This window comes from Caballeronia glathei (assembly GCF_000698595.1).
In the GTDB taxonomy this organism is placed as follows: domain Bacteria; phylum Pseudomonadota; class Gammaproteobacteria; order Burkholderiales; family Burkholderiaceae; genus Caballeronia; species Caballeronia glathei.
Map to the genome: position 1 here is coordinate 103392 of NZ_JFHC01000014.1, position 12129 is coordinate 115520.

General features: G+C 68.2%; 11 protein-coding genes. 5 read left to right on the forward strand and 6 right to left on the reverse strand.

What is annotated here, in order from left to right:
- Positions 1-112: 112 nt before the first annotated feature.
- Positions 113-1687 (reverse strand): S8 family serine peptidase, encoded by a 1575-nt coding sequence (locus BG61_RS11985; protein ID WP_035929341.1) that lies wholly within the window; start codon positions 1685-1687, stop codon positions 113-115.
- A 15-nt stretch (positions 1688-1702) separates the two neighbouring features.
- A complete protein-coding gene (locus tag BG61_RS11990) occupies positions 1703-1978 on the reverse strand; it encodes a hypothetical protein (RefSeq protein WP_035929345.1) in 276 nt (91 codons plus the stop codon).
- A gap of 352 nt (positions 1979-2330) precedes the next feature.
- On the opposite strand from BG61_RS11990, the gene BG61_RS11995 reads away from it, so the two are divergent.
- From BG61_RS11995 to BG61_RS12005, 3 genes are all read left to right on the forward strand, one after another.
- A complete protein-coding gene (locus tag BG61_RS11995) occupies positions 2331-2780 on the forward strand; it encodes a YqaA family protein (RefSeq protein ID WP_035929348.1) in 450 nt (149 codons plus the stop codon).
- A gap of 34 nt (positions 2781-2814) precedes the next feature.
- Positions 2815-3327: a CPBP family glutamic-type intramembrane protease gene (locus tag BG61_RS12000; protein WP_051672441.1), complete on the forward strand. Its 513-nt coding sequence runs from the start codon at positions 2815-2817 to the stop codon at positions 3325-3327.
- Between the two features lie 134 nt (positions 3328-3461).
- The gene (locus BG61_RS12005; RefSeq protein WP_306434162.1) at positions 3462-4748 is read left to right on the forward strand and encodes an FUSC family protein; all 1287 of its coding nucleotides are present in this window, start codon (positions 3462-3464) and stop codon (positions 4746-4748) included.
- Positions 4749-4827: 79 nt separating this feature from the next.
- Here BG61_RS12005 and zwf read toward each other — a convergent pair whose 3' ends face one another.
- From zwf to BG61_RS12025, 4 genes are all read right to left on the reverse strand, one after another.
- The gene (gene zwf / locus BG61_RS12010) at positions 4828-6303 is read right to left on the reverse strand and encodes a glucose-6-phosphate dehydrogenase (protein ID WP_035929354.1); all 1476 of its coding nucleotides are present in this window, start codon (positions 6301-6303) and stop codon (positions 4828-4830) included.
- Between the two features lie 178 nt (positions 6304-6481).
- On the reverse strand, positions 6482-7381 hold the full coding sequence (locus tag BG61_RS12015) for a LysR substrate-binding domain-containing protein (protein WP_035929358.1): 900 nt from the start codon (positions 7379-7381) through the stop codon (positions 6482-6484).
- A gap of 223 nt (positions 7382-7604) precedes the next feature.
- A complete protein-coding gene (locus BG61_RS12020; RefSeq protein ID WP_035929362.1) occupies positions 7605-9689 on the reverse strand; it encodes a 2Fe-2S iron-sulfur cluster-binding protein in 2085 nt (694 codons plus the stop codon).
- Positions 9690-9745: 56 nt separating this feature from the next.
- Complete coding sequence (locus BG61_RS12025) at positions 9746-10363, reverse strand: glutathione S-transferase family protein (RefSeq protein ID WP_035929365.1); 618 nt, start codon at positions 10361-10363, stop codon at positions 9746-9748.
- Positions 10364-10630: 267 nt separating this feature from the next.
- Here BG61_RS12025 and BG61_RS12030 point away from each other — a divergent pair, with 267 nt between their 5' ends.
- Both BG61_RS12030 and BG61_RS12035 read left to right on the forward strand, forming a co-directional pair.
- On the forward strand, positions 10631-11473 hold the full coding sequence (locus BG61_RS12030; RefSeq protein WP_035929368.1) for an HTD2 family dehydratase: 843 nt from the start codon (positions 10631-10633) through the stop codon (positions 11471-11473).
- A 29-nt stretch (positions 11474-11502) separates the two neighbouring features.
- Positions 11503-12129: acyl-CoA dehydrogenase family protein (locus tag BG61_RS12035; protein ID WP_035941667.1), on the forward strand; the 627-nt coding region annotated here is incomplete at its 3' end.

A 12129-nucleotide genomic window follows, 5' to 3' on the forward strand; every position in this document is an offset into this window, starting at 1 on the left:
GGCGCAGGCCACGAGCATTCCATGTGCAGGGAGCCGCCTTGTCGCGCTCCCGGCCCGCATGGACGAAGATCACGCAGCCCATTGAACATGACGGCGCGACGCGTGGCGCTGCTCAGAGGAGCTGCTTCACGGCCGCGAGCGCATCGACGAGCCCGGCACCGGTCGCGCCGTCCTCGCCGGCGCCGGCCGCGAGGCCCACGCCTCTCGGGTCGCTGGCCGGATTCGCGTGGCCCGTTCTGACGTCGCGTGCGGTACGGCGCAGGATCGCCTTGACGTCGCCTGGCGAGAGCTTCGGGCTTGCCTGCAGCAGAAGCGCGCACAGGCCCGCGAGTTGCGGCGCCGCGGCCGACGTTCCGCTGAACACGCCCCAGCCGTCGGCGGGCAGCGTGCCGTCGAAGGCGGAGTTCTCCCGATCGATCTCGCAGGCGGACGGAATCGGCAGCGCCAGATAGTTCGCATGCGGCAGGAGCCCCACCAGGCCGCACACGTCGGGCACGTTTCGCCCCGAGTAGATCCGGCTCCTGAAGGCGCTCGCATAGTCGGATGCGCGCATGGAACTGGCCTGATCGACGAAGACGCCCCCCGCGGAGACGACGTCGGGCATCTGTCCCGGGAACGAGTAGTGGCCGTTGCCCGCGGAAAACACGATCACGATGCCGCGCTTCACTGCCGCCTGGATTTCGGCCTCGAGCGCGACGAGGCTGTTCGGCAGCGTCGCGAGCGGCGTGTTGTTGGGCCCGCGCAGATCGTAGCCGAGGCTCACGGAGATCACGTGCGGATCGTGCTTGAGCGCTTCCTGAAGCCCTTCGAGCACGGACGCGCCCGAGGTCGGATCGGCTTCGTTGTCGAGCTTCACGCCGATGAACGTCGCGCCCGGCGCGATGGCGAAGATGTTCGCGGATTCGCCGGTGCCGTGGCCGTTGCCGTCGGTGCTGCGATCAGCGGCGCCCGGTGCGAGAACGATCGACGACGTGTAGCCGTTCGCCCTGAAATACGGATGGCTGTGGCCGAAGCCGCTGTCGATCATCACGACGCGCACACCCTTGCCCGTGATGCCCTGAAGATGCACGGGCGTCGCGTTGAGATGGCGGGCGATGTCCGCGGGCGCATCGAGATGGAAATACGGGATGGCGGGCGGCGTGGCCGACGGGAGCGCGCCCTGCGCCCCTTTCGGCGTGCGTTTGGCTGGCGCCTTGGCCGGCGTCTTGGCGGAAGGCTTCGTGGATTTCGCCGATTTCGCGGCCTTCGCCATGTAGATGTGGGGCCATTGAATGTAGACGTCGTCGAGCAGCGCCTGCAGCGACGGGTCCGGATTCCACGGCGCCCCGTCCGGCGGATAGAGCACCGACGAGAACTGCGCGGCCGACCCGCCCGGCGCCGTCATGCGCGCGAGCTTCGTCTGGAACACCGCCTCGAACTGCGCGCGGGTGCAGCGCATCGAGGCGGAGAGCGACCCGCGGCCCGTCAGCGTGAAGCCGCATCGCGCAAGCTCGGCGATGGCGAGGTCCGCCTGCGCGGGATCGGGGATGAAGCTCGAGACCGTATCGGTCGACATCCGCGCGCCGAACTTGGTGGGGCCGCCCAGCTGGCCGGGCCGGTTGAACGTGACGGCGACACGGAGTTCGTCGCCCGGTGGCTGGCGGCGGGTGGGTCGGGTGGACAGGTCGTCTGGATCGTAAGCCTTCATCGCTTCGCCTCCCGGTTATTCGAATGAGAGATGCTCCGGTGCTTCGCAGATCGATGAGACATAGGGCTTGAGCGGGTCCGGCACCGTGAGGGCGTCGGCCGCTGCGCCGCAGAAAAGCTTCCTGAACTCGGCGTCCGGAACGCGCGCCGACAGGCTCGCGGCGCCTTCGCCGCTCAACTGCAGGCCCAGCTCCTGCGCAGCGTGCTTGGCGGCTTCGCGCGCCTCGCTCGTGCGGCACGTGTCGTGCAGCAGGAGTTGCAGGCGGCGGACGTGACGGGTTTCGGGAGCCATGGTCTTCGCGCGAGGCACGGCCGGCAAACGGCATGCGCACCCCGGACTTCCTTCGTGGGTTCCGATACTACGCCTAGTTCATCAACTATTCCACGGCGCGCGCAAGAGCGAACGCGTGTCGCGCGGCGCACGGGTGAGTACGGTACTCTGATCCGTACGACGCTGTGAGGCAGCATGGCGGTGCGCGTGAGCCTGACGTGGCGAGGCGCTGCGTGTCGGATGGCGGATCGCGCGCCGCGCAAGGCCGAAATACGTGTATCGTGCACGCTCACCAAATTCACCAATGCGCTAACGCCATCCGGTGCGGGCCGCCGCGGCGCCCCGCTCAGGCACGCACGCAAGACTCTTCACGATGGTCGATCTATCGATTTACGGCGGGCTCTTTGTCGTCGCGCTGGTCGCCGCGACCATTCTGCCGCTCCAGTCCGAGGCGTTGCTCGTCGGTCTGCTGATCGCCGGCAATCAGCCCGCGTGGCTGCTGGTCGCGGTAGCGAGCGTGGGCAACATCGCGGGCTCCACGATCAACTGGCAGCTCGGGCGCTCGATCGAGCGGCTGCGCGACCGGCGCTGGTTTCCGGTCAAGCCGGCGGCGCTCGAGCGGGCGGGGCGCTGGTATCACCGCTACGGGCGCTGGACGCTGCTGCTCAGCTGGACGCCCGTGATCGGCGACCCGCTGACGATGGTCGCCGGCGTGATGCGTGAGCCGCTGCGATCGTTCCTTGTCATCGTCGCGATCGCGAAGACCGGGCGCTATGTGGTGATCGCGTCGCTGGTGCTGTTTCACGGCAGGCTCGGCTTCTGAAACCATGCGGGTTTGCAAAACAAAGGTCCCGACCATGAACCAGATCGTTCGCGCACCACTCTCGGTCGGACCGGCCTTGGCGTTCCTGATGAAGCTGCCCGTGCCCGCGCTGATTCCGCTCGCGCTTGCGGCGAGCTATCTGCTCGGGCTCGTCGTCGCGGTTCCCGTGGGCATCTTCTTTCCCGAGCTCGACGTCGGCGGGCCGCGGCTTCATCTGAACGGGCCGATCTTCGTCGTCTGGCTCGTTGCCGCGTGCGTCGTCATTCCGGTCGCCGAGACGCTCGTCTTCCAGTGGGCCTGCATCAGGCTGCTGCGCGAGAAGCTCAAGTGGCGCGCGTCGCGGGCGATCGCGGCATCGGCGGTCCTGTTCGGCCTCTCGCACACATACAGCGTGCCTTACGTGCTGATCGCCACGATCGGCGGCGTCGTGCTCGGGATTGTCTTCGTGATCGAGCAGGAAAAGAACGGATCGCCGTTCTGGGTCGTCGCGACCATTCATGCGCTGCGCAACCTGATCGCGACGTTCGCGTTCGCCACCGTCCTGTGAACCGGTGAGTTCGCCCCTCGCGCGGTTGTTATACGATTCCTGAACACGAAAACGCGCGGGCCTGTCACGACGACCGCCTGACCGAAGCCGACAGCCCGCAAGCCGACAGACGCCGCCGCCGAGCCGAGCGAACCATGTCCATGGACGACCCTGAACGCGACGCGCACCCGCCACACCCGGCCCCGGCAGGCGCGTCCGCTTCCCGCGCGTGGATGCAGGGGCCGGTTGCGGCGCTCTCCACGCTCGCGCAGATCGGCGGCGCGGCGCTCGCCGCGGTCGGACGCGAACTGGCGGCATGGAAGCCGTCGACGGAACGCGCGGCCTTTGCCGCGCAGGCGGTGCTCTCGGTTGCGCTGGCGGTTGCGCTCGCTTACGCGCTCAACCTGTCGAACACATGGTGGGCGGCGATCAGCGGCTTCGCGGTGATGCAGACGAGCTTCGCGGCGTCCGCGAAGCGCGCCGCGCACCGCATCCTCGGCACGGTGCTCGGCGCGTTGCTCGGCACGATTGCCGGACCCGCGATCGGCGATCTGCCGTGGATCTTCGTGCCGCTTCTTGGCGTGATCGGCGGGGTGTCGGTGTACCGGGCGATCGGCTCGGATGCCGGGTACGCGTGGATTCTCGGCGGGGTCACCGCGCTGATGGTGACCTACGAGGCGCACAAGCTGGCGACGGCCGCCGCGACTGCCTCATTCGCGACGCTGCGAGTGGCCGAAGTCGTGGTCGGGACGCTTGCGTGCCTGGCTGTGTCGGGCGCGTTCCATCTCGGGGCGCAGCTGCGCGCGAAGCGTCGCGCGGGCGCCGGACCTGCCGGGCCGGTCGCAGCGGCGGCGCCGGGCGCCATGCCCGCCACGCCCGACGATACGCCCGCGGTGGCGGCGCACGCGCCGTCGCAGCAAGCGCAGCACGCGGCGCGCAAGCTGCTCGCGTGGCAATGCGCGCTATCGGTTTCGATACTGGCAGCGCTTACTTACGTACTGAAGCTGCCGGGCTTCGCGCAGGCGATGGTCACGGCTGTCGCCGTGCTGATCCTGCCCGTGTCGTCGCTGGGCGGCAGCACGCCGCGGCCGGTGGTCGAGCGCATGGTGCACCGCTTTGCGGGGTGCCTGCTCGCGGGGGTGATCAGCGTCGCGCTGCTGCCGGTGCTCGGCGAGAGCGCGCCAGCGTGCATGCTCGTGCTTTCGCTCGGCGTGTGGTTCGGATGCCACGTGCAGACGGGCCAGGAAGGCGCGAGCTACGTCGGCCGGCAGTTCACGATCGCGTTCATCATGGTGTTCGTGCAGGATCACCACTGGTCCGCCGATCCGGTCCCGGCGCTGATGCGGCTCTCGGGCATCCTGACGGGCGTCGTCGTGCTTTCCGCGGTGATGCTCGCCACCAGCCGCCTGCCGCTCGCGCGGCAGGGCGCCGCCGCGGGATGAAACGGCTGAAGCGAACGACCGGTCGCGACGCGCGCCGCCCGGGCAAGCCCGGGCGGCGCGCGTCGCGGTCAGGCTTGCCTCAGGCTTCCTCGGCCCACGCCATGCTCTCGCGCGCCATCAGCGCCGACGATGCCGCCGGCCCGAACGTTCCCGCCGTGTAGTTGCGCGGGCGGTCGTTGAGTTCCTTCCAGCCCGCGAGGATCGGCTCGACCCACGCCCAGGCCGCCTCCAGTTCGTCGCGCCGCATGAAATGGGTGAGGCGTCCGCGGATCACGTCGATGAGCAGCCGCTCGTAGGCTTCCGCGCGGCGCTCCGTGAACGCCTGCTGCAAGTCGAGGTTCAGGTTCACCGGCAGCATGTGCATGCCGCTGCCCGGCTCCTTCGCGAGCATCTGGAGCTGGATCGACTCTTCCGGCTGCAACTGGATGATCAGACGGTTGCCGTAGTTGCGCGGACCGCTCGGGATGATCGAGAACGGCAGGTCCGCGAAGTCGATCACGATCTCCGACTGGCGCTTCTGCAGCCGCTTGCCCGTGCGCAGGAAGAACGGCACGTTCGCCCAGCGCCAGTTGTTGATGTGCGCGCGCAGCGCGACGAACGTTTCCGCGCGGCTCTCGGCGGGCACGTTCGCTTCTTCCAGATAGCCCTTGACCGGCTCGCCGCCGATCGCGCCCGCCGCGTACTGGCCGCGCACGGTGTCGCGCGCGATGTCGGCAACCGACATCGGCCGCAGCGAGCGCAGCACCTTCAGCTTTTCGTCGCGCACGGCGTCCGGGTCGAGCGACACGGGCGGCTCCATCGCGACGATGCACAAGAGCTGCAGCAAGTGGTTCTGCACCATGTCGCGCAGCGCGCCCGTCTGGTCGTAGAAGCCCGCGCGGCTGCCGACGCCCACCGTTTCGGCCACCGTGATCTGCACGCTCTTGATGTACGGCGCCTGCCACAGCGGGCCGAAGATCGCGTTGCCGAAGCGCAGCACCATCAGGTTCTGCACCGTTTCCTTGCCGAGATAGTGGTCGATGCGATAAATCTGCGCTTCCTTGAAATGCCGTCCGACCGACGCGTTGATTGCCTGCGCCGAAGCCAGGTCGTGCCCGAGCGGCTTTTCCAGGACGACGCGCGCATGCGCGTCCACGAGGCCCGCCACCGCGAGGTTGTCGCAGATCGTGGTGAAGAGGTCCGGCGCGGTCGCGAGATAGAACACGCGCAGCCCGTTCGGCCGCGACGTTTCGGCGAGGCGCTGGTAGTCGGCCGGCGCGTCGATGTCGATGCGCACGTAGTCGAAGAGGGCGAGGAACTTGTCCCACGATTGCGCATCGAGCGCCTTGCTGTCGACGAACGGACGCGAGTGCTCCTCCATGAACGCGAGGTATTGCTCGCGCGTCCAGTCCCGCCGGCCGATGGCGATGATGCGCGTCTCGGGGGGCAGGTTGCAGTGCAGGTGCGCCATGTACAGCGCGGGCAGCAGCTTGCGCGCGGACAGGTCTCCGCCTCCGCCGAAGATGATCATGTCGACGGGCAGGTCGGGCGTGCCGGAAGGATTTTGAGTCGTCATGGTGCGTATTGGGTCGCCGGTTGAGGGATCAGGAACGCCGCAGCGCAGGGAGTTTTTCCAAGACGCCTATGGTGCATGTTTTGCGTGTTTTTTGCACGCGACGCCCCGCGCGGCAGGCGGCAAGAGGAAACCGGCCGCAACGGGGCCGCGTCGCGGTTCGATCAGCGCGGCCGCTCGTTCAGTTCAATGAAGTGTCGGCGCGCAGGGTCTCGATGGCGAGGTCGAGGAACGCGCGAACCTTCTGTATCACGTGCCTGCCTTCGCGGTGCACCACGTGGATCGGGAGCGCTGGCGGCTCGAAGTCCGGGAGCACGATCCTGAGCGTGCCGTCGCGCAGGTGGTGCGCCACCTGATAGGACAAAAGACGCGTGATGCCGAAGCCCGCGGCGGCGGCGATGATCGCGGAGTCGTTGGTGGTGGTGGTGAGGCGCGGCTGCAGGCGCACGACGAGCGGCCGGTCGCCTTCGTAGAGACGCCATTCGGGCGACGGCGAAATGCCGCTCGACAGGATCGACACGTGGTTCGCGAGGTCCTCGGGACGCTGCGGCTCGCCGTACCGCTCCAGATACTCCGGCGAGGCGCAGAGCACGCGGCGGACCTTCCCCACGCCGATCGCCTGCAGCGACGAACTCGGCAGCTCGCCGATGCGCACCGCCACGTCGATGCCTTCATCCACCATGTTGACCACGCGGTCCAGAAACGTGCACTGGACATCGGTATCCGGATAGCGCGTCAGGTAGTCGAGCACGATGGAGGTGATGTAGTACTTCCCGAACAGCATGGGCGCCGTGACCGAGAGCGTGCCGCGCGGCGACGAGTGCGTGCCTGTCGCCGACAGTTCCGCCTCGTCGACTTCGCCCAGTATGCGGCGGCAATTCTCGAAGTACGCGGACCCGGCGTCGGTGAGGCGCACGACGCGCGTCGTGCGGGTGAGCAGCCTCACGCCGAGCCGCTCTTCCAGCTCCGTCACGACCCGGCTCACCACCGACGGCGACACGTCGAGCTTGCGCGCGGCCGACGCGAAGCCGCCTGTCTCGACTACCGTGACGAAGGTCGTCATTGCCTGGAAGCGGTCCATATCGTGTGTCGTTTCCGAATCGGGAAGAGGGCAGTCGTATTGCCGTGCATTCTGGGACATAAGTGGCCTCTGAACAAATGAAAATGCGTCGGCAAAGGCGTCGCGACAGGGAAATCGTTCCGCACGGATGCGCGGCCGGCCGCCTTGGGATGGCCCGAATGCGAAACGGCCCGCCGATGCGATGCACCGGCGGGCCGTTTCAGTCAAATAGAGCGATCGGGGCTCAGAGTTCCAGCAAGAGCCGGTTGCCGCCCGGCGCATCGGACTCTCCAGGAACGGCGCAGCAGATGAGCGCTTCGTCGTCGGGCACGCTGAACGCGGGCGCCGTCGGATAGGCCACCGCGCCTTCCACGATGCGCGTCCTGCACGTGCCGCAGCTGCCTCCCCGGCAGCTGAAGTCGGGCGACAGGCCGCGCGCTTCGGCCAGTTCGAGCAGCGTGCCGCCACCCGGCGTCCAGCGGGCCTCCTTCCCCGACGTGACGAACGCAACCGGCACCGGTTCGGTTGCGGGTGCGCGCCCGGGCTGCGCCGCGCCCGCGCCCTGATCGGGCTTGCGCACGAGGGCCGCCGGTCCGAACGCTTCGGCGTGAATGCGCGCATCGGCGATGTTCAGGCCGCGCAGGCCGTCGTAGACCGACTGCATGAACGCGGTGGGGCCGCACAGGTAGAAGTCGTAGTCGTTGAACGGCAGCGTGCCCGTGAGCATGGCCATGTCGATGCGCCCGGCCACGTCGTAGTCCACTTTCGCGCGCGCCCCTTCGGTATCGCTGAGCGCGCGGATCACGTGAACGGCGCCGCCGGCTGCCTGCGCGAGGCTTGCGATTTCGTCCGCGAACGCCCGTTCGGCAATCGAGCGCGCCGAGTGGAAGAACCACACGGGACGCGTGCGGCGCGTGCGCCCGCCTTCGTACACGACGTGCCGCAGCATCGCGAGCATCGGCGTCACGCCGACGCCGGCTGCGAGCAGCACGGCGGGCCGGCGCTCGGCCGCGTCGATCGTGAAATCTCCGGCGGGCGCGCGCGCCTCGATGATGTCGCCCGTGCGAAGCGTGTCGTGCAGATGCCCGGACGCGAGCCCCTGCCGCTTCACGCTGATGCGGTAGAACCCGTCCGATGGCGCCGCTGACAGCGTGTACGTGCGGATCACCGGATGGCCGTCGCAGCCCGGCGGCGTGACGCGGATCGGCAGGTGCTGCCCGGCGGCGTGCGGTGCGAGCCCCGCGCCGTCGAGCGGTTCGAGATGGAACGAGCGGATCACGGCGCTTTCATCGACGATCTTCGCGATCCGGAACGGCCGCCATGCGCGCGCGAGTGACGCCGCGCCGATGCGCTCGGCGGCTTCCTTCCAGCTGCCGGTCATCAGCGAGTTGGGCGACCAGCCGCCTTCCTGGAAGCGCCAGCGCAGCGCGAGCGCCGCCTCGCGGTAGACGATGCGCCGCGGCGTGAAGCGCCACAGCCGTTCCGCGCCCTGGAATGCGGCGATTTCCGGCGAATCGAGAATGACCTCGGCGTCGCCGGAAAGCTGGAGCAGGTCGCCCGTTTCGAAGTCGGCGAACATGAGGCCCGCCTTCGGGTTCACCACGAAATTGCCGAGCGTGTTGAAAAAGAGGTTGCCTGCGAAGTCCGGGATGGTGAGCACGCCGTCGGCGCCGATCCGCACGAAACCCGCCTTGCCGCCGCGATGCGACACATCCACTTGCCGCTCGCCGTCTTCGCGATCGGTGTAGGACGCGACGAAAAACGTGTCCGCGCCGGAGATCATCGATGCGGCGCGCGGCGACAGGCGCTCCATATGCACCGGCGTGGACGCGGAGGGCGTCGCCGGATCGCGCACGAACTCGAACTCGCGCAACTGGATGTACTGCGGGCAGTTGCCGTAACTCTGGACCACCTCGACGCCGAACGTGCCCGAGCCGCCGCGGCGGATCACGCCGTTGACCCGGTTGCGCCGCCGCGTGTGCAGCTCGATGCCGAGCAGCCCGATGGCGTTGCCGTCTTCGAGGCCGGAGTCGGCGGGATCGTTCGCATCGCGGGTGGCGGTGACGTTCAGCACCGCAGGCGTCGGCGCGTCCAGGAAGCCGGCCCCGCCCGCAAGCACCGTCGCCCACGCGTCCCCGGCCGTGTCCACGGCGCCCGCCACGATGAACGGCAACTGCGCATAGAACTCGCGATGCTGGTCGAGCAGGAAGTGGCGCACGAAGCGGCGTCCGAGGCCGTCCATCCGCTCGGCCACGCCCGCGCGGCGCTGCAGTTCGATCTCGCCGGCGTGCCACGGAGAACGGTCGACGGTCGTGGAGAGGGTGGACATGATGTTGCGCCTCGAAAGTAGGGACGGGGCGGGCGCGGTGCGCCCGGCCGGGTGCGTCAGCTGTTGGCCGTGAGGCCGACGGGCGTCTTCCTGAACTCGACGAAGCCCGACAGCGCCTCGACGCGGTGCAGCCACGCGTTCACGTTCCGGTACGCGGCGATATCGACGTTGCCTTCCGGCGCGCGGGCGATGTAGCCGTACAGCGCGACGTCGGCGATCGTCGGCGAGCCCTCGGCGATCCATTCGCGGCCCGCCAGCTCGTCGTCGATCACCTTCAGCACGGCGTGCGCGCGGCGGATGGCGTCGTCGGCGTCGAGCTTCGCGTTGAACACGGTGACGAGGCGCGCGGCAGCCGGACCGTACGCGATCTCGCCTGCGGCGACCGATAGCCATCGCTGCACGGCGGCCGCTGCGGCGGGCGTCTGCGGCAGCCATTCGTCCTTGCCGTGCTTCTTGGCAAGATAGACCAGAATCGCGTTGGAGTCCGAGATCACGGCGTCGCCGTCGACCAGCACCGGAACCTGACCGAAGCGGTTCATGCGCAGGTATTCGGGCGACTTGTGGGCGCCTGCCGCCAGATCGACTTCGATGGCTTCGTACGGTGCGTCGATGAGCGAGAGGAAAAGACGGGCGCGATGCGAATGGCCGGACAGCGGATGGTAATAAAGTTTCATGGAGAACCTCCTGGTACGCAGTGTTGTGGGCGGGAATGTTTCCCAACCTCTGGCTCGAAGTCTAGGTGCCCGGCGGGGTTTGTTTAATACCAGCCGGATTCAAATCACCATTCTCGTAACGCGAACGATCGGCGTGAAGCAGGCTGGCCAAGGCGGCGCGGCGTTAAGCAAATCGAAACCCCCGGTTCAAGAATGCGAACTTCGCGGATCGCGCGAGCCGGTTCATAGTGGAACCCGAAGCACAAACCAGATTCCGGAGACAGCGAAGTGTCCGAACCCACCCCCAGGCTTGCCGACTGGCTCGACAAGACAGCCGTCGCCGAAGACGACATCACCGCCTACCCCCTCGCGGCCATGTCCGCCACCCTCGATCGCGAGACGACCGGCGGCGCCGTGCCGCCGCTCTGGCACTGGCTCTATTTCCTGCCGGTGGCGCCGCTCGCGGAGGTCGGCCAGGACGGCCATCCGAAGCGCGGCGGCTTCCTGCCGCCCGTGCCGCTGCCGCGCCGCATGTGGGCGGGCGGGCGCCTGACGTTTCATGCGCCGCTCGCCGCCGGCGAGCGGGCCACGCGCACCTCGACGATCGCGAGCATCGAGGACAAGACCGGGCGCACCGGGCGCCTCGTGTTCGTCACGGTGCGGCATGAAATGGGCGTCGCGGGCGATCTCAGGATCGAGGAGGAGCAGGACATCGTCTATCGCGATGCGCCGGTTCCGGGCGCGCCGGAAAAAGAGCCCGCCCGCGCGCCGCAGGGCGAGGCTTTTCAGCGCACCGTCACCGCCGATCCGGTGATGCTGTTCCGCTATTCCGCGCTGACGTTCAACGGTCACCGCATTCACTACGACTATCCGTACGTGACGCAGGAAGAGGGCTATCCGGGGCTCGTCGTGCACGGGCCGCTGATCGCGACGCTGCTCGTCGACCTGCTGCGCCGCGAACTGCCCGCGGCCACGCTCAGGACGTTCGCCTTTCGCGCGGTGCGCCCGACGTTCGCGGGCAATCCGTTCACGCTGTGCGCGAAGCCGTCGGACGACGGCCACACGGTCGAGCTGTGGGCGAAGGACCACGACGGCTACCTCACGATGAGCGCGAGCGCGACGCTCGCCTGACACCACCCCGACACTCACGCCCAGGCACCATGCAGACCACTCAATCCGAATCGTTCCAGGACATCCGCGAAGCCGTACGCGACCTGTGCCAGCAGTTTTCCGGCGAGTACTTTCGCAAGATCGACGAAGCGCGCGGCTATCCCGAGGCGTTCGTCGATGCGCTCACGAAGGCGGGCTGGCTCGCGGCGCTGATCCCGCAGGACTACGGCGGCTCGGGGCTCGGGCTCACCGAGGCGTCGGTGATCATGGAGGAAATCAACCGTTCCGGCGGCAACTCCGGCGCGTGCCACGGCCAGATGTACAACATGGGCACGCTCTTGCGCCACGGCTCGGACGAGCAGAAGCAGCGCTATCTGCCCAAAATCGCTTCGGGCGAACTGCGTCTGCAGTCGATGGGCGTGACCGAGCCGACCACCGGCACCGACACCACCAGGATCAAGACCACCGCCGAGCGCCGTGGCGACCGCTATGTGGTGAACGGCCAGAAGGTGTGGATCTCGCGCGTGCAGCACTCCGACCTGATGATCCTGCTCGCGCGCACGACGCCGCTCGCGGACGTGAAGAAGAAGTCCGAAGGCATGTCGATCTTCATCGTCGACCTGCGTGAAGCCGTCGGCCACGGCATGACGGTGCAGCCGATCCTCAACATGGTCAAT